General features: G+C 62.2%; 16 protein-coding genes, 1 pseudogene and 1 riboswitch. Of the genes and pseudogenes, 2 read left to right on the top strand and 15 right to left on the bottom strand.

Going from position 1 to position 16,415, the window contains the following annotated elements; all coding sequences use genetic code 11:
* Positions 1–39: 39 nt before the first annotated feature.
* The 4 genes and pseudogenes from ACZ5VE_RS03275 to ACZ5VE_RS03260 all read right to left on the bottom strand — a co-directional run bounded on the left by ACZ5VE_RS03275 (position 40) and on the right by ACZ5VE_RS03260 (position 4,759).
* Positions 40–1,175, bottom strand: a pseudogene (locus tag ACZ5VE_RS03275) (BMP family ABC transporter substrate-binding protein).
* A 50-nt stretch (positions 1,176–1,225) separates the two neighbouring features.
* Positions 1,226–2,146 (bottom strand): ABC transporter permease, encoded by a 921-nt coding sequence (locus ACZ5VE_RS03270; RefSeq protein ID WP_464456645.1) that lies wholly within the window; start codon positions 2,144–2,146, stop codon positions 1,226–1,228.
* Positions 2,146–3,231, bottom strand: a complete 1,086-nt coding sequence (locus ACZ5VE_RS03265) for an ABC transporter permease (RefSeq protein ID WP_464456644.1) — start codon at positions 3,229–3,231, stop codon at positions 2,146–2,148. Before ACZ5VE_RS03265 ends, ACZ5VE_RS03270 begins: the two co-directional genes overlap by 1 nt.
* Positions 3,218–4,759, bottom strand: a complete 1,542-nt coding sequence (locus tag ACZ5VE_RS03260; protein WP_464456643.1) for an ABC transporter ATP-binding protein — start codon at positions 4,757–4,759, stop codon at positions 3,218–3,220. Before ACZ5VE_RS03260 ends, ACZ5VE_RS03265 begins: the two co-directional genes overlap by 14 nt.
* 168 nt (positions 4,760–4,927) lie before the next feature.
* Here ACZ5VE_RS03260 and guaD point away from each other — a divergent pair, with 168 nt between their 5' ends.
* Both guaD and ACZ5VE_RS03250 read left to right on the top strand, forming a co-directional pair.
* Entirely contained in the window at positions 4,928–6,283 is a 1,356-nt protein-coding gene (gene guaD, locus ACZ5VE_RS03255; protein ID WP_464456642.1) for a guanine deaminase, read from the top strand.
* Positions 6,280–6,516 carry an oxidoreductase-like domain-containing protein gene (locus ACZ5VE_RS03250; protein ID WP_464456641.1) on the top strand — a complete coding sequence of 79 codons (237 nt, stop codon included), beginning with the start codon at positions 6,280–6,282 and terminating at the stop codon, positions 6,514–6,516. Before guaD ends, ACZ5VE_RS03250 begins: the two co-directional genes overlap by 4 nt.
* A gap of 10 nt (positions 6,517–6,526) precedes the next feature.
* On the opposite strand, the gene ACZ5VE_RS03245 is transcribed toward ACZ5VE_RS03250, so the two are convergent.
* The 11 genes from ACZ5VE_RS03245 to ACZ5VE_RS03195 form a co-directional block, all read right to left on the bottom strand.
* Positions 6,527–7,567, bottom strand: a complete 1,041-nt coding sequence (locus ACZ5VE_RS03245) for a DMT family transporter (protein WP_464456640.1) — start codon at positions 7,565–7,567, stop codon at positions 6,527–6,529.
* Positions 7,568–7,589: 22 nt separating this feature from the next.
* Positions 7,590–8,168, bottom strand: coding sequence for a TMEM165/GDT1 family protein (locus ACZ5VE_RS03240; RefSeq protein WP_464456639.1), 579 nt, complete (start codon positions 8,166–8,168; stop codon positions 7,590–7,592).
* 12 nt (positions 8,169–8,180) lie between these two features.
* A riboswitch (yybP-ykoY riboswitch) is annotated at positions 8,181–8,347 on the bottom strand.
* Positions 8,348–8,391: 44 nt separating this feature from the next.
* On the bottom strand, positions 8,392–9,474 hold the full coding sequence (locus ACZ5VE_RS03235) for a PA0069 family radical SAM protein (protein ID WP_464456638.1): 1,083 nt from the start codon (positions 9,472–9,474) through the stop codon (positions 8,392–8,394).
* A 111-nt stretch (positions 9,475–9,585) separates the two neighbouring features.
* Entirely contained in the window at positions 9,586–10,056 is a 471-nt protein-coding gene (locus tag ACZ5VE_RS03230) for a hypothetical protein (protein WP_464456637.1), read from the bottom strand.
* A 53-nt stretch (positions 10,057–10,109) separates the two neighbouring features.
* Positions 10,110–10,439 (bottom strand): thioredoxin family protein, encoded by a 330-nt coding sequence (locus ACZ5VE_RS03225; RefSeq protein WP_464456636.1) that lies wholly within the window; start codon positions 10,437–10,439, stop codon positions 10,110–10,112.
* An 81-nt stretch (positions 10,440–10,520) separates the two neighbouring features.
* On the bottom strand, positions 10,521–11,147 hold the full coding sequence (locus ACZ5VE_RS03220) for a Crp/Fnr family transcriptional regulator (RefSeq protein ID WP_464456635.1): 627 nt from the start codon (positions 11,145–11,147) through the stop codon (positions 10,521–10,523).
* A 128-nt stretch (positions 11,148–11,275) separates the two neighbouring features.
* Positions 11,276–12,583, bottom strand: coding sequence for a glycerate kinase type-2 family protein (locus tag ACZ5VE_RS03215; RefSeq protein ID WP_464456634.1), 1,308 nt, complete (start codon positions 12,581–12,583; stop codon positions 11,276–11,278).
* A gap of 118 nt (positions 12,584–12,701) precedes the next feature.
* Positions 12,702–13,706 carry a transketolase family protein gene (locus ACZ5VE_RS03210; RefSeq protein ID WP_464456633.1) on the bottom strand — a complete coding sequence of 335 codons (1,005 nt, stop codon included), beginning with the start codon at positions 13,704–13,706 and terminating at the stop codon, positions 12,702–12,704.
* Positions 13,703–14,545 (bottom strand): transketolase, encoded by an 843-nt coding sequence (locus tag ACZ5VE_RS03205; RefSeq protein ID WP_464456632.1) that lies wholly within the window; start codon positions 14,543–14,545, stop codon positions 13,703–13,705. Before ACZ5VE_RS03205 ends, ACZ5VE_RS03210 begins: the two co-directional genes overlap by 4 nt.
* A gap of 64 nt (positions 14,546–14,609) precedes the next feature.
* Positions 14,610–15,869: a TRAP transporter large permease gene (locus ACZ5VE_RS03200; RefSeq protein ID WP_464456631.1), complete on the bottom strand. Its 1,260-nt coding sequence runs from the start codon at positions 15,867–15,869 to the stop codon at positions 14,610–14,612.
* The gene (locus ACZ5VE_RS03195) at positions 15,866–16,384 is read right to left on the bottom strand and encodes a TRAP transporter small permease (protein WP_464456630.1); all 519 of its coding nucleotides are present in this window, start codon (positions 16,382–16,384) and stop codon (positions 15,866–15,868) included. Before ACZ5VE_RS03195 ends, ACZ5VE_RS03200 begins: the two co-directional genes overlap by 4 nt.
* Positions 16,385–16,415: the final 31 nt, after the last annotated feature.

The raw sequence follows: 16,415 nt of genomic DNA, 5'->3' as shown, positions 1-16,415 counted from the left end.
TGCATGCAGACTGCACGCAGGGGCCCGCCCCTCAGGCGATCACTTGCCGCCAGGGATCTTGCCTTCCACGCCCTTGACGTAGAAGTTGATGCCGCCCAGGAACTTGTCGTCGGCCACAGCGTCTTTGGCCAGCACTTCTTTGCCGTCCTGACCCACGATCGGGCCTTTCCAGATTTCAAAGCTGCCGTCTTTCAGACCGGCTTTGACTTCTTCCAGCTTTTTCTTGGCGTCTTCGGGCACGTCAGCGGCCACCGACACGAAGTCGATCGCGCCTTCTTTCACGCCCCACCAGCTTTGACCGGTGGCCCACTTGCCTTCGAGTGCGTCACGTGTGGCCTTGATGTAGTAAGGGCCCCAGTTGATCACGGCCGAACCCAGGTGGGCTTTGGGGCCGTAGGCGGTCATGTCGGAGTCCCAGCCAAAGGCGCGCTTGCCCATTTTTTCGGCGGTCTGCAACACGGCAGGCGAGTCGGTGTTTTGCATCAGCACGTCAGCGCCGCCGTTGATCAGGGCGGTGGCGGCTTCGGTTTCTTTCGGTGGGTTGAACCAGTCATTGACCCAGACCACTTTGGTCTTGATCTTGGGGTTGACCGACTGCGCACCCAGCGTGAAGCTGTTGATGTTGCGGATCACTTCAGGAATCGGGATCGAGCCGACCACACCCACGGTGTTGGTCTTGGTCATCTTGCCGGCGATCACGCCCGCCATGTACGCGCCTTGGTAGGTGCGGCTGTCGTAGGTCCGCATGTTGTCGGCGGTCTTGTAGCCGGTGGCGTGCTCGAACTTGACGTCTTTCAGGTCGGCAGCGGCCTTGAGCATGGGCTCCATGTAGCCGAAGGTGGTGCCAAAAATCAGCTTGTTGCCTTGACCGGCCATGTCGCGGATCACGCGCTCGGCGTCGGCGCTTTCAGGCACTTTTTCGACGAAGCTGGTGACGATCTTGTCGCCAAACTCGGCTTCGAGGGCTTTGCGGCCGTTGTCGTGCGCAAAGGTCCAGCCGCCGTCGCCCACAGGACCGACATAGGCAACGCGATCTTCAGGGGCTCGGCCTTGGCCGCAGCGGGCGCTTCAGCCTTGGGGGCTTCTTCTTTCTTGCCACAGCCAACCAGTGCGGCAGCAGCCACAGCGGTCAGGGCGACCATCTTGACGATGGCGCGTTTGGAGATGTCTGTCATGTCAGTTCCTTTTGTTATTGAACAGGGTTACAGGGGGTTGAGAAAACTCATTATGAACCGGGATGGAAGGCTTTTCCGAGTGACGCGGGCATGTTGATCCGGATCCAAGCGGGGTTGCGCGAGATCAGCGCCAACACCACGATGGTGGACACATAAGGCAGCGCCGTGAGCAACTGGCTGGGCATGTCCACGCCCGCGCCTTGCAGGTGAAACTGCAGCATGGTCACACCGCCAAACAGGTAAGCACCCAGCAAGACCCGTGCCGGGCGCCAGGTGGCAAAGGTGGTCAGGGCCAGCGCGATCCAGCCCTTGCCCGCCACCATGCCCTCCACCCACAGCGGGGTGTAGACCACCGAGATGTAAGCGCCCGACAGGCCGCACAGCGCCCCGCCCGCCACCACCGCCATCAGGCGGATGCGGCGCACCGGATAACCCAGGGCGTGGGCCGCTTCGGGCGATTCGCCCACCGAGCGCAGCACGAGACCAGCACGGCTTCGGTACAAAAACCAGATCAATCCCGCCACCAGTGCGATGGTCACATACACCAGCGGGTGCTGGCGAAACAGTGCCGGGCCCAGCAGCGGAATGTCGGCCAGCCAAGGCACGGCATAAGAAGCACGCTCGGGCACTTTTTCCTGCACATAGGCGATGCCCGCAAAGGCCGAGAAACCCGCACCGAACAGGCTCAGCGCCAGCCCGGTGGCGTATTGGTTGGTGCCCAGCCAGATGACCAGCACGCCAAAGATGGCGGCGAGCACGGCCCCTGCCCCCATGCCTGCGGCAAAGCCGATCCAGTCGTTGCCGGTGTGCACCACAGCGGCAAAACCGGCAATGGCTGCGCACAGCATCATGCCCTCGGCCCCGAGGTTGAGCACCCCGGCTTTTTCATTGATGAGCAAGCCCAAAGCGGCCAGCGCCAACACGGTGCCCGCGTTCAGCGTGGCGGCCACCAACAGTGCGTACGATTCCATCAGGCTTTCCCTCCTGCCACCGCAGACCGGGCAGCCACCCAGCGCAAACGGTAGGCCACCAGCGTGTCACACGCCAGCAAACAAAACAGCAACAGGCCCTGGAACACGCCGGTGATCGACTTGGGCAGGCCCAGGCGCGATTGCGCCAACTCGCCGCCGATGTAGAACATGCTCATGAGCACCGCCGACAGCACCATGCCCGCCGGATGCAAGCGCCCGACAAAGGCCACGATGATGGCGGCAAAACCATAACCGGCAGGCACATAAGGCGTGAGCTGCCCAATGGGCCCGGCCACTTCCAAAGCGCCTGCCAAACCGGCCGCGCCACCCGAAGTCAAAAGCGCCACCCACAGCGCCTTGCGCGAAGAAAAGCCCGCATAGCGCGCGGCATCGGGCGCCAGCCCGCCCACCTGCTGGGCAAAGCCCGCCCGGGTACGGAACAAAAACACCCACAGTGCCCCGGCGCAGGCCAGCGCAATCAACAGGCCCACGCTCACGCGCGATCCGGCCATCAGGCGCGGGATCTGCGTGACGGCCTCAAAAGTCTTGGTCTGCGGGAAGTTGTAGCCCGCCGGGTCTTTCCAGGGGCCATAGACCAAATAGCTCAACACCATGTCGGCCACATAGACCAGCATCAGGCTGACGAGGATTTCGCTGGCGTTGAAGCGGTCGCGCAGCAAAGCAGTCAGGCCCGCCCACGCCATGCCGCCCAACATGCCCGCCAGCATGATCACCAACACCACCCAGCGGCCCGTGTCTTTGCCCGCCAGCATGGCCACGCCGCCAGCGCACACCGCGCCGATGACAAACTGCCCCTCGGCCCCGATGTTCCACACGTTGGAGCGAAAGCACACAGCCAGCCCCAGCGCGATCAAAAGCAGCGGCGTGGCCTTGACCATCAGCTCGCCCAAGGCGTAGCCCGATTTGATGGGCTCCCAGAAAAACATCTGCAGGGCGCGCACCGGGTCTTTGCCCAGCGCGATGAACAGCACCACGCCCAGCACCACCGTGAGCGCCAGCGCCAGCAGGGGCGAGGCATAAGTCCACAGGCGCGAAGCCTGAGGGCGGGCTTCAAGCTTGAGCATGTTGCGCTCCTTGGGCCATCTCGGCCTTGGCGGCAGGCCACAGCCCACTCATCCATTCGCCAATCAGCGCCACCGTGGCCTCGGCCCGGGGCAGCGAGGGCGACAAACGGCCCTTGGCGATCACATGCAAACGGTCAGAAATTTCAAACAACTCTTCCAGCTCCTCACTCACCACCAGCACCGCGCAACCCGCGTCACGCAGCGCCAGAATCTCGGCGCGGATTTGCGCCGCTGCGCCCACGTCCACACCCCAGGTGGGTTGCGAGACGATCAGCAGCTTCGGCGAAGCGCTGATCTCGCGCCCCACGATGAACTTTTGCAAATTGCCACCCGACAGCGACCGCGCTGCCGCATCCGGCCCCGAGGCCTTGACCTTGAAGCGCGCAATGATGCTGCGCGCCTGATCGGCCAGCGCCCCCATGCGAATCCAGCCGCCGGTGCCCAGCGCCTCGCTGCGGGTCAGCAGCAGGTTGTGCGCCAGGCTCATCGACGGCACCGCGCCTCGGCCCAAACGCTCTTCGGGCACAAAGTGCAGGCCCAGGCTGCGCCGCGCACGCGGGGGCAGCTGTCCAGCACCTTGCCCCAACAGCGTGATGGCTGCCGCGGGCGAACGGGTGTCTTCGCCCGACAAGGCCCACATCAGCTCGCGCTGGCCATTGCCCGAGACCCCGGCCAGGCCCACCACCTCGCCGCTGCGCACCTGCAAGTCGATGCCCTGCAAATCCACACCAAACGGGTCTTGCTTGTCCAGTTGCAGGCCCTTGACCGACAACACCACCTCGCCCGGCGTGCGGGGCGTGGGGGCCAGCGCAGGCGGCTCGGCCCCGATCATTAGGCGGCTCAGGCTGGCGTTGGTTTCTTCACGCGGGTCGCACACACCGGTGAGCTTGCCGCCGCGCAGCACCGTGCAGGCGCTGCACAGCGCCCGAATTTCGTGCAGCTTGTGCGAGATGTACAGAATGCTCACGCCCTGGCTGACCAGCTTGTGCAGCACCACAAACAATTTCTCGACGGCCTGCGGCGTCAGCACCGAAGTGGGCTCGTCCAGGATCAGCAATTGCGGCTCGGACAACAGCGCCCGGATGATCTCGACGCGCTGCATCTCGCCCACGCTCAGGGTGTGCACCGGGCGGGCGGCTTCGATGTCCAGCCCATATTCGGCGGCCTTGGCCGTGATGCGGCGGGTCACTTCGGCCAGGCTCAGGGTCTTGTCCAGACCGAGCCAAACGTTTTCGGCCACGGTGAGCGTATCAAACAGGCTGAAGTGCTGAAACACCATGCTGATGCCCAGCTTGCGCGCTTCTTGCGGGTTGCGGATGCTGACCGGCTGGCCCTTGAAGAACACCTGGCCTTCGTCGGGCTTGACCGAGCCGTAGATGATTTTCATCAGGGTGGACTTGCCCGCGCCGTTCTCACCCAGCACGGCATGGGCCTGGCCGGGCATCACGGTCAGCGACACGTCCTGGTTGGCCACCACGCCCGGGTAGCGCTTGGTGATGCCCTGCAAAGACAAAAGGGGTGTGGTCATGTCTGGGGGAAATGGAAAATCCAAATAAGTCACACGCAAAGTCCGTGCCTAAAGAGCTGGCCCAAGCTTTGCGTGCGAAGAGATTGCCGCACAATGTACCACCGGGCGAGGCCTGTTTTCCCCCGTATTTGCCCCTGCTCTCTCGCACACTGTTCACCTGCCTGCCCTATGCACCCTGACAAGACATTGACCGATCTGCAAGGCTGGCGCGCAGGCCTGTTGTGGTTTCCTGACCCGCAAAATCCCAAGGCCCAGCACGAAACCGACGGCCTGCTGGTCACCGGGCAAAGCGCCGACGGCATCGTGCGCATCCAGGCCATCGGCCCCTACCGCGAACTGGCCCCGCACTACCCCGACCTGCCCGTGACCCACTGGCCCGGCCTGTGCATCGCACCGGGCTTTGTGGACCTGCACATCCACTACCCGCAAACCGACGTGATCGGCTCGCCCGCCGAGGGCCTGCTGCCCTGGCTGGAGCACTACACTTTTCCGCACGAAAAGCATTTTGCAGAGCCTGCTTACGCCCACGAAGTGACGAGCTTCTTTCTGGGCGAGCTGATGCGCCACGGCGTGACCACGGCGCTGTGCTTTGCCACCGCGCATCCCGAGTCGGTCGATGTGTTCATGGCCGAGGCGCAAAAGCGCCGTCTGCGCATGGTCACCGGCAAGGTGCTTCAAGACCGCCACAGCCCCGACGGTCTGCGCGACACCGACACGGCTTTGAGCCTGCGCCAGACCGAAGACCTGATCCGCCGCTGGCACGGCGTGGACCGCCTGGGCTACGCCATCACGCCGCGCTTTGCGCCCACCAGCACCGATGCACAGCTGTGTGGCGCGGGCGAGATCGCGCAGCAATTCCCCGATGTGTGGATCCAGTCGCATGTGGCGGAAAACCTCGACGAGATCCGCTGGGTGCACGCACTTTTCCCTGAAGCGCGCAGTTATCTGGACGTGTACGACCGCGCAGGCCTGCTGCGTCAGCGCTCGGTGTACGCGCACTGCATCTACCTGGACGAAGCCGACCGCCGCCGCATGGCCGAAGTGGGCGCCACCGCCGCTGTCAGCCCCACCAGCAACCTGTTTCTGGGCAGCGGCTTTTTTGACTACACCGCTTCAGATGCGGCCGGTCTGCGCTACGGCCTGGCCAGCGATGTGGGCGGCGGCACCAGCTTCAGCCCCTTCCACACCATGCACGCGGCCTACACGGTGGCAAGGCAAAGTGTGGGCCGCCCCGGCATCAGCCTGGCCCCCGAACACCTGTGGTGGCAACACACGGCAGGCGCTGCCGCCGCGCTGGACCTGGGCGGCCAAGTGGGCAACTTGCTGCCCGGCTGCGAAGCCGACTTCGTGGTGCTCAACCCGAAAGCCACGCCCCTGCTGGCCCGCCGCACCGCGCAAACCGAGACCTTGGCCGAATGGCTGTTCGCCATGATCGTGCTGGGCGATGAACGGCTGATTGCGCACACGGTGATTCAGGGCCAAACCTTGCCCACGGGCGTGTCAGACAATAGGAATAGGGCATGACCGAAGGCAACGAACACCCCATCATCGACCCCAACCAAGCCCAGCGCGCCGCCGTGCGCCGAGGCATTGCGCAATTTCAGGAGCGCCTGCAGGCTAGGGGCCACGATTTTCGGGAACCACCGCCCGAGCCCACATCGTGCTGCGGACGTGGCTGCAACGGCTGCGTGTGGGAAAGCTACGACGCCGCGCTCATGTTCTGGTACGAGGATGCGGGGGCTTTGTTGGTGGGTTAAATGAAGAAGCTCAGTGTCCGTGCCGATGGTGAATATCCGGGAAATGCGGGTGCTTGTGCGTCATGGCTTGGTGAGCATGCCCATGGCTGTGAGGCTCTTCGCCATCCCAAGCAAAGTCATGCGCATGCTGGTGGTGCTCGTCATGTCGGTGCTGATGCGTGTGCTCCAGCGGTTCGTGGGCGTGTTCATGATCATGCCGTTCACTCAGATGCAACCAGACACCCAATCCCATCAACGCACTGGCCAACCAGAACAAGGGCGATGTGGTTTCGCCCAAAAACAGCACAGCCACCGCCGCCCCCATGAACGGCGCCGTTGAAAAGTAAGCGCCTGTGCGCGCCGCCCCCAAGCCACGCAAAGCCAACACAAACAACACCAGGCTCAGGCCATACCCCACCAAGCCAACGCACAGCGTCACCGAGAGGGTTATCGCGCTGGGCAAGCTCAAGCCGATGGCCAAGGCCATGGCCGTGTTGACGCCGCCCGCCATCAAGCCTTTGGTGCCAGCGATGAACAAGGCATCGGACGCGGAGACTTTGCGGGTCAGGTTGTTGTCGACAGCCCAACACAAACACGCCAAGGCGATGGCTGCGGGCCCCATACAGTGGACCGTGTCTGCCTGCCCGGAAGGCCAGGACAGCACCACACCACCGCAGACGATGGCCAGCATGCCCAGCACCACGCGCCGATCGGCGTTTTCTTTGAAGGCAAGCCAGGCCAACACGGCCGTGAGTACGGATTCCAGGTTCAACAACAGAGAGGCCACCGAACCACTGGTGTAGGTCAAACCGACCATCAGCGCCACCGGACCCAACACGCCACCAAACACAATCGCGCCCAGGAGCCATGGCCATTCGTGCGCCAAAAGTCCTGAGATTTTCCAGCCACGGTCACGCACCAGCCTGATGAGGGTCAGGCCCACGCCACTGCCCAAATACAACAGCCCACCCAACAGCAGTGGCGAGACTTCTCCGACCAGCTGCTTGGCAATGGGGGTGCTGACACCGAACAAAGCGGCCGCGACCAGGGCAAATAAAACACTGTGGCGCATGAATCGCTCTTGTTGGGTTGTGTCAGATACCGAACCGGGCACCAGCGCCCAGCAGCGTCGCCACACCCAAAATGGCAAAGACACCTGCGGCAATCGAATGCACGAGCTTCATCGGGATCTTGTTGGCCAGTTTGTCGCCCACGAAAACCGCAGGCACGTCGGCAATCAGCATGCCCAGTGTGGTGCCGATCACCACCATGACGGGGTTTGCGTAGTGTGCCGCCATGGCCACTGTGGCGATTTGTGTCTTGTCGCCCATTTCAGCCAAAAAGAAGGTGATCAGCGTGGCGCCAAAAACGCCGAAACGCTTGGCCACCTGGGTTTCGTCTTCTTCGATTTCATCAGGGATCATCGTCCAAATGGCCATGCCGATGAAGGAAGCACCCAAAACCCAGCGCAGCAGTTCGGGGCTGACGGCCGAAGTGATCCAGGCACCCAAGGCACCTGCCAAACCATGGTTGACGATGGTGGCCGCCAGGATGCCGGCAATGATGGGGAGGGGTTTTTTGAAGCGCGCAGCGAGGATGAACGCGAGAAGCTGGGTTTTGTCGCCGATTTCAGCGAGGGCCACAACGCCAGTTGAAACGAGAAGGGATTCCATGAATGCTCCAAGGCCGGATCCGAAAACGAATGACCACGACGCGTCTCCGGCCTGAACGGAGGCATCATGGTCAAAGGTCTTGCCAGGCGTGGTGCTGCTTGCGCCATGGTCAAAAACGACCAAGTATGTTGACGCAAGCCTCTTGGGTGAAAGAGCGGCTACTCCCCAGTGACGGCGGCGATCTTACCATGCAGTCATCTGCACTTTCCTGGTCCAGCGCTCGTCAAAACAAGCCCATTTGCCCCACGGTAGACGGCGGCCTGAAACCCGCCACACTCCAGTCGTGCCGCTGACGGTTCAGGCCCAACCGCCTGCAAGCCTTGTCAAAGCGCTGGGCGATCAGGTCGGCCCAGATGCCCTGGCCGCTGCGGCGTGTGGCAAAGCTGGCGTCGTAGTCCTTGCCGCCGCGCAGGTCGTGCATGCGGGCCATCACGCGGGCGGCGCGGTCGGGGTAGTGCAGGTCCAGCCATTGCCTGAAAAGCGGCGACAACTCCCACGGCAGGCGCAGCACCACATAAAACGCACTGGTGGCACCGGCATCGCGGGCGGCGGCCAGCACCTGCTCCATGTCGTCGTTGATGAACGGGATTTGCGGCGACACACTCACCCCCACCGGAATGCCCGCATCGACCAGCGTGCGGATAGTGCGCAAGCGTCGCCAGGGCGCAGCAGCCCGCGGCTCCATGCGGCGGGCCAGATCGGTGTCGAGCGTGGTCACGCTCACATAAACGCCCGCCTGCTTGCGAGCCGCCATGGGCGCTAGCAGGTCAATGTCGCGCTCGATGCCGCTGCCCTTGGTCACCACGGCCATGGGGTGGTGGCAGTCGTGCAGCACCTGCAACACCTCGCGGGTCAGGCGCAGCTCACGGTCCAGCGGCTGGTAGGCGTCGGTGATGGTGCCCAGCGCCATCATGCCGGGGCTGTACCGCGGGCTCGCCAGTTCATGCACCAAGTGGTCGGCCAGCCCCCGCTTGGCGATCAGCCGGGTTTCAAAGTCCAGCCCGGGCGAGAGGCCCAAATAGCTGTGCGATGGGCGGGCATAGCAATAGCTGCAACCGTGCTCACAGCCCCGATAAGGGTTGATCGAGCGGTCAAAGCCGATGTCGGGCGAGGTGTTGCGGCTGATGGCGCTTTTGGCTTGTTCCCAGGTCCAGGTGGTGGTGATGCGCGGAGCATCTTCGGATTCAACGGCCCAGCCATCGTCAAACGGTTCACGGGCATCGCGCTCAAAGCGGTGTGCCAAGCGCGTGGCGCTGCCACGGCCTTTGATGGCGTCCAGCGCAATGGGAATGTGGGCAATGGTCATGAACTGTATTTTCATACAGTATTTTGATTGAATGCAAGCGCCACCTGCATTCAGCGCCAACGCTTGTCCGCCGCCCTGCCGGTCAGGCCCGGCAACAGACCAGATGATGGCTCAGACCGTGGGCGTGTTGGAGCGGCCCTTCAGCATCGGCCCTGTCGCGGCCAAACAGACATAATCGCCGACCGTTCTGGTGGCTTGTTGCACGCCATCCACCGTCAATCGACGCTCAACAATGAGGTTCATCGCACCCGTGTTTTCATCCAGCTGACCCGCCAGCCAGCCACCGGCAAAGTTCGACTGAAAATGCAACTTACCGTCTGTGCCTTTCCAAGGCGTGGCGTTGAGTGACTTGAGCTGAATTTGGTCATGACGCTGGCGAACATCCACGCTGATCCGATAGGGCAAGGCCTGCTTGGCGGTGCCAGCATCCGTCGATGCGGTGGCTTCCATTCCGGAACACACCAGGGCTTTGTCCCATGCAGCCTCTTGAGCGCAACCCGCCAACAACACAAGGGTCAACCCCATCAACACTGATTTCATTGCAAGACTCCTCCAAAGCCGCACATTTTGATGAGCGGTCATGAAAGCCAGCTTAAGAGGATGGAGCACCCTCCTCAAGACCGAAAAACCAGCGCTCAAGCCCGGTCCATGGCAGCCCAGACCGCATTCAATTCGCTCACCGATGTGGGCCGCACCAGTCGGGCGATCTCCTGACCATCACGCAAAAACACCAGTGTGGGCCAAAGCTTGACGCGGAAAGAACGCCCAAGCGCACGGCCCGAGCCGTCTTCCACCTTGAGGTGTTGCCATTGCGGGTGCTCTGCCATCGCCTGTGTGACGGCGGGCTGGGCAGCGCGGCAATGGCCGCACCAGTCGGTGCCAAATTCGAGTAAGGTCAGACCACGCCAAGCGTCCACATCGGCGCGGCTGGGGGCTTCGATTTCACTGAGGTAAGGGGCGGGCATGTTGAATTGACGCAGAGTTGAGCTGGCAATGGTATGGCAAGCTTGGCTTTGGGCTGCAGACACAGCCTGCTGCAAAAACGGTCAAACGCCAGCCAGATCACGCAAGGCTTGCGGGTTGGGCAAGCCCAGCACACGCCCCGCGCCACTGATGAGTTGGCGCTCACGCAAATGGCGCAGCACCCGAGAAAAAGTTTCTGGCGCAATGCCCAATTGGGCGGCAATGGTGCGTTTGCGTTCACGCAAGGTGACAGCTAGGCCACCGGCCAGCGCATCAGTTTCGGCGTGGCGCAAGAGCCACTCGGCGCAACGCGCATCGGCGTCTTTGGCCAGACGGCTCACCCCCAGCTCGGTTTGTTGGCGCTGCGAACGCGCCATGTCAATCAGCAGGTTTTGCGAGGCCTCGGGCAAGGCTTTCACTTCGGCCACAAAGTCGGGCACGCTGACATAGTGCAGCTGCACCGGTGATTCGGCCACAGCGTCTACCGCATGTGGCAAGCCCAGCAAGCCAGAAGCGGCCTCCAGCCAGAAAGGCCCTTCGACCACACCCAGTTGGTGCGTCATTTCACCTTGCGTCATCACCCCCAAAACCACCCGGCCCTGCATCACATGCACGATGCGATCGACCGCATCACCCCGTCGCAGCAAGACGGTACCGGCCTCCAGACGGGTGGCGGGCTCGGAGGAAAGGGGCAAAGAAGTATCCAACATGATGGCCCTGAATGTGCCAGATCACAGGGCCTGCGGGTTTGACACACATCAATACCCGGCGGGGCTTCTTGCGACTTGTGCCAGTCGCCCGATTTACGCCCGATTTGCGTCAATTCAGTGGCGTCAAATCAGACCACCAAAATCGCCCGAAAGTCGTTCACATTGGTGTGCGTGGGGCCCGTGATGACCAAATCCCCCAATGCCTCAAAAAAGCCGTAGGCATCGTTGCGCTGCAGGTGCTCGTCCACCTTGTGGCCCAGTGCCTGGGCACGGGCCAAGGTGTCGGGGGTCACTTGCGCCCCGGCGTTGTCTTCGATGCCGTCAATGCCATCGGTGTCGGCGGCCAAGGCCCACACACCGGGCTGGCCTTGCAGGGCCTGGGCCAGGCCCATGCAAAACTCGCCCGCCCGGCCGCCTCGGCCTTTGGGCGTGCCCGCTGGTTGGGGCTTGATGGTCACGGTGGTTTCGCCGCCGCTCAAGATCACGCACGGCTTTTGAAACGGCCCCTGCCCCTTCGCCGCAGCGCGGGCCAGCGCAGCGTGCACCTTGCCCACCTCACGCGATTCACCCTCGATCTCGTCACTCAGTATGTAAACATGAAGGCCTTGTGCGCGGGCTGCCTCGGCAGCGGCTTCGAGCGATTGTTGGGGCGTGGCGATCATGTGCAGGGCATGGCCTGCAAACACGGGCGAACCGGGTTTGGGCGTTTCCCAGATACCAGCTTGCAGGGCTTGCAACACCTCGGACGGTACAGCGATGGCGTAGCGCTGCAAGATGGCCAATGCGTCGGCGCAGGTGCTGGCATCGGCCACGGTGGGGCCGCTGGCGATGATGGACGGGTCGTCGCCCGGCACATCGCTGATGGTGAGCGTGACCACCCGAGCCGGGGCGCAGGCCGCCGCCAAACGCCCGCCCTTGATCCGCGAGAGGTGTTTGCGCAAACAGTTCATTTCGGCAATGTTGGCCCCGCTGGCCAGCAGCTGGCGGTTGATGTCTTGCTTGACCTGCAAACTGATCCCGTCGGCAGGCAAGGTCAGCAAGGACGATCCACCGCCCGAAATCAGGCACAACACCAGGTCATCGGCCGTCAGGCCCTGAGTCAGCTCAAGAATCCGCTCAGCCGCCTTTAAGCCCGCCGCATCCGGCACCGGGTGCGCGGCCTCGACCACCTCGATGCGCTCAGGCACACCCTCTGGACGTGGCGGTGTGTGACCATAGCGCGTGACCACCAGGCCCGACAGCGGTGCGTCTTGGGGCCACAAAGCCTCGACCGCCTGCGCCATGGCGCCTCCGGCTTTGCCTGCGCCCAGCACCAGGGTGCGGCCCTTGGCAGGGTCTGGCGGCGTTGGCAAATGGGCAGCCGTGTTGTGCAGCGGCAAGGCGCGGGTGACAGCGACGTCGTAAAGGTGACGCAGGAATGAAGACGGATCGTTCATTGGCACGACAAGTGGGCCCCGTAAAAGCTACAAAAATTTCAGTGTAGCCTGAGCAAGCACCCACCGATGTGGCCGAAGCAAAGACAGGCAGCACCCGATGCACTGCCTGTGTAAAGCTTCAAGCCAGCCAGGCCTTGATGCGGCTGTTCATCTTTTCAGCCGAGATGCCGTAGCGGTCGTGCAGCGTGGGCAAGGCCCCCGCGTCCAGGAAGGCATCGGGCAGCGCCAGCATGCGGAATTTGGTGGGCATCACACCCTCGCGCATCAGCAAGCTGGCCACCGCCTCGCCCAAGCCACCCACGATGGAATGGTTTTCGGCCACGACGACCAATCGGCCCGGCTTGCGCACTTCGGCCAAGATGGTGGCTTCGTCCAGCGGCTTGATGGTCGGGCAATGCAGCACAGCCACATTGACCTTGTCGGCTTCCAGCTGCTTGGCCACTTCCAGCGTGCGCATGGTCATGAAGCCACTGGAGATCACCAGCACATCCGCGCCTTCGCGCAGCATCTTGGCTTTGCCCAATTCAAACTTGTAGTTGTATTCGTCCAGCACCAGCGGCACATTGCCACGCAAGAGGCGCATGTAAACCGGGCCTTTGTGCTCGGCAATTTGTGGCACGGCCTGCTCGATGTCGAGCGCATCGCAAGGGTCCACGATCGTCAGGCCAGGAATGGCGCGCATCATCGCCAGGTCTTCGGTGGCCTGGTGACTGGGACCATAACCGGTGGTCAAGCCCGGCAAAGCGCAGCAAATCTTCACGTTCAGGTTTTCTTCGGCAATGACCTGGTGGATGAAGTCATAAGCGCGGCGCGTGCCAAACACCGCATAGGTGGTGGCAAACGGAACCAAGCCTTCCTTGGCCATGCCACCGGCAGCGGCCATGAGCAACTGCTCGGCCATGCCCATCTGGAAAAATCGTTCAGGGTAAGCCTGCGCAAACAGGTGCATGTCGGTGTACTTGCCCAGGTCGGCGGTCATGCCCACGATCTCGGGGCGGTTGGCTGCGTATTCGACCAAGGCTTTGCCAAATGGCGCAGCTTGCACACGTTGCCCCTCGGAGGCGATCGAGGCAATCATGGCCGAGGTGGTCAGGCGGGGTTTCTTTTCGGTGGCGGCGTTCATCGTGGGTGTCCTCCATTTTGGGATGCGTCCAGCACTTGCAGGGCTTGTTGCCACTCGGGCGGATCGACCCGGATGAAATGGTTCTTATCGCGGGTTTCGAGGAAAGGCACGCCCTTGCCCATGAGCGTGTCGCACAGGATCACGCGGGGCTTGGCCTCTGTAAGCTGGCGCGCCGTGTCAAACGCACGCAACACGGCAGGCAGATGGTTGCCATCGACACGCTGCACATGCCAACCAAACGAAGCCCATTTGTCGGCCAGAGGTTCAAAGCCCAGCACCTTGGACGACGGGCCATCGGCTTGCTGGTTGTTGATGTCCACGATGCAGATCAGGTTACCCAGACCGTGGTGAGCGGCGGCCATGGCCCCCTCCCAGGTCGAGCCTTCGTCGAGCTCGCCGTCCGACATGGAGTTGTAGACAAAAGCCGGGTTGTTCTTGTGGCGCAAAGACAGCGCCATGCCCACGGCAATTGGCAAGCCCTGCCCTAACGAGCCGCCCGACATTTCCATACCTGGCGTGTAGCTGGCCATGCCCGACATGGGCAGGCGGCTGTCGTCGCTGCCATAGGTTTCGAGTTCTTCTTCGCTGATGATCTTGGCTTCGATCAGCGCGGCATAAAACGCGATGGCGTAGTGGCCGTGCGACAGTAAAAAGCGGTCGCGACCATCCCATTGGGGATCATGGGGGCGAAAGTTCAGCGCATGGCCATAGGCCACGGCCAGCACGTCGGCATAGCCGAGCGCCTGGCCAATATAGCCTTGGCCTTGCACTTCGCCCATGCGCAGGGCGAAGCGGCGAATGCGGTAGGCCGTTTCGGCCAATTCCTGAAGGTTTGACATGGAGATGTCCTGATCAATGAAAAAAATGCAGGGGACGGTGCAGCGACACCGTCACCCCAAAATCTCAACGCAGCGTGAGCCAGGGCAGGTAAGCAAAGCCCAGCAACAAAGCGATGGCGACGGCATAGAACGGAATCAGCTCCATCACCACATCACCAATGCGCACCTTGGCGATCGTGCTGGTGATGAACAGCGTGGTGCCAATCGGCGGGTGGTACAAACCGATGGACAGGTTCACGATCATCATGATGCCCAGCTGAATGGTGTCCATGCCCACCGCCGCTGCCAAAGGCACGAACATGGGCGTCAGCAACAGCACTGCGGCAGGCAAGTCAATGAACATGCCCGTGATCAGCATGATCAGGTTCATGGACAAAATGATCAGCCAAGGCGACTGCAAGGTCTCTTTGGCATAGCGCGTGAACTCGGCAGGCAGTTGCTCGTAAGTCACGATCCAGCCCACCACACTAGAGGCCATGATGATCAGCAAGACCACACCGGTCGAGATGCCTGCCTCGATGGAGGCCGACTTCAATTTGGCCATCGTCAGGTCACGGTAGACCAAACCCGACACCAACAGCGCATACAAGGTGGACATCACGCTGACCTCGGTCGGCGTGGCAATGCCAAAGCGCAAGAAAATGATGATCAACACAGGCATGGCCAATGCGGGGCCTGCATGCATCAGCTGGAGCCAGAACGCAGGCCATTCAAACGGCGTGGTGTCACGCGGGAAATTGCGGCGACGGCCCTGCACATAGCAAACCGCCATGAAACCACCGCACATCAAGAGGCCCGGCAAAATGCCCGCCACAAACAAGGCACCGATCGAGGCACCAGAGACCAGCGCATACACGATCATCGGGATCGAAGGCGGGATCAGGATGTCGATGGTGGCAGCGGCAGCCAGGGTGCCCGCAGCAAAGGGCGCGGGGTAACCCAGCTTCTTGAGCCAGGGGATCAGCATCGAGCCGATGGCCGAGGCATCGGCCACAGCAGAGCCGGAAACACCGCCAAAGATGGTGGACGACAGCACACCCACCTGGGCAGGGCCGCCATGCACACGGCCGATCATCATGGTCAACAAGTTGACCAGGCTTTGACCCAGTCGGCCGCTGACCATCAGGGCACCGGTCATCATGAAAAACGGAATGGCAATCAGCGGAAAGCTCTGGGTTTGCGACAGCATTTGCTCAATGGCCAAGTGCACAGGCACCCGGTCAATGATCAGCAAACCACACACCGAAGCCAGCACCAGCGAATGGGCAATCGGAATCGAGGTGAGCGCGGCCAAAATGAAAAGGCCAATGATCAGCGTGGTCATGCGTGCTCTCCTTCGTCAGATGCTGTGTCATGCCCTGCAGCATCCACCGATTGCCACACCAGCGGCAGTCGGCAAAGCGTGACCACTGCCAGCGTCAAAAAACCCAACAACAAGCAGCCCACGCTCACCGAGCCCGGCACTTGCATGATGGGCGTGCGCTCATCAGCGGCGATCTCGAACACGGGCCAGGCCGTGATGGCCAAACCTGCGTACAAACCGGCCACCACCACAGAGCCTACCGTCAACACCCAGCGGCGTGCAGCACCCAACTTTTGGGTCAAGATGACCACTGCAATGTGCGAGCCGTGCTGAGCCGCCAGGATCACCCCGGCCATGATCATCCAGGGGAACATCAGCTCGGGCAACTCCGAGGCCCAAGCCAAGCTGGAACCGGCCGCATAGCGTAAGGCCACGTTGATGCTCAGGATCAGGAACACGGAAGCCAGCGTGATGTACAGCACCACCCGGCAAGCCCAGGCAATGCCGCTGTCAACGGCTTGAAGAATTGAATTCATGAAAAGACCTTCAGGCCCCGCAGACGAGCGG

This window comes from Limnohabitans sp. INBF003, from assembly GCF_055396645.1.
This window is presented reverse-complemented; position numbering and strand designations above follow the sequence as displayed.

Excerpts from the sequence above, each read along its gene's own strand:
- ACZ5VE_RS03225 (WP_464456636.1), bottom strand. The coding sequence starts at position 10,439 with ATGCCCGCCCCTTACCTCAGTGAAATCGAAGCCCCCAGCCGCGCCGAT.
- ACZ5VE_RS03215 (WP_464456634.1), bottom strand. The coding sequence starts at position 12,583 with ATGAACGATCCGTCTTCATTCCTGCGTCACCTTTACGACGTCGCTGTC.
- ACZ5VE_RS03260 (WP_464456643.1), bottom strand. The coding sequence starts at position 4,759 with ATGACCACACCCCTTTTGTCTTTGCAGGGCATCACCAAGCGCTACCCG.
- ACZ5VE_RS03200 (WP_464456631.1), bottom strand. The coding sequence starts at position 15,869 with ATGACCACGCTGATCATTGGCCTTTTCATTTTGGCCGCGCTCACCTCG.
- ACZ5VE_RS03240 (WP_464456639.1), bottom strand. The coding sequence starts at position 8,168 with ATGGAATCCCTTCTCGTTTCAACTGGCGTTGTGGCCCTCGCTGAAATC.
- ACZ5VE_RS03270 (WP_464456645.1), bottom strand. The coding sequence starts at position 2,146 with ATGGAATCGTACGCACTGTTGGTGGCCGCCACGCTGAACGCGGGCACC.
- ACZ5VE_RS03245 (WP_464456640.1), bottom strand. The coding sequence starts at position 7,567 with ATGCGCCACAGTGTTTTATTTGCCCTGGTCGCGGCCGCTTTGTTCGGT.
- guaD (WP_464456642.1), top strand. The coding sequence starts at position 4,928 with ATGCACCCTGACAAGACATTGACCGATCTGCAAGGCTGGCGCGCAGGC.
- ACZ5VE_RS03220 (WP_464456635.1), bottom strand. The coding sequence starts at position 11,147 with ATGTTGGATACTTCTTTGCCCCTTTCCTCCGAGCCCGCCACCCGTCTG.
- ACZ5VE_RS03210 (WP_464456633.1), bottom strand. The coding sequence starts at position 13,706 with ATGAACGCCGCCACCGAAAAGAAACCCCGCCTGACCACCTCGGCCATG.
- ACZ5VE_RS03250 (WP_464456641.1), top strand. The coding sequence starts at position 6,280 with ATGACCGAAGGCAACGAACACCCCATCATCGACCCCAACCAAGCCCAG.
- ACZ5VE_RS03195 (WP_464456630.1), bottom strand. The coding sequence starts at position 16,384 with ATGAATTCAATTCTTCAAGCCGTTGACAGCGGCATTGCCTGGGCTTGC.
- ACZ5VE_RS03235 (WP_464456638.1), bottom strand. The coding sequence starts at position 9,474 with ATGACCATTGCCCACATTCCCATTGCGCTGGACGCCATCAAAGGCCGT.
- ACZ5VE_RS03205 (WP_464456632.1), bottom strand. The coding sequence starts at position 14,545 with ATGTCAAACCTTCAGGAATTGGCCGAAACGGCCTACCGCATTCGCCGC.
- ACZ5VE_RS03230 (WP_464456637.1), bottom strand. The coding sequence starts at position 10,056 with ATGACCGCTCATCAAAATGTGCGGCTTTGGAGGAGTCTTGCAATGAAA.
- ACZ5VE_RS03265 (WP_464456644.1), bottom strand. The coding sequence starts at position 3,231 with ATGCTCAAGCTTGAAGCCCGCCCTCAGGCTTCGCGCCTGTGGACTTAT.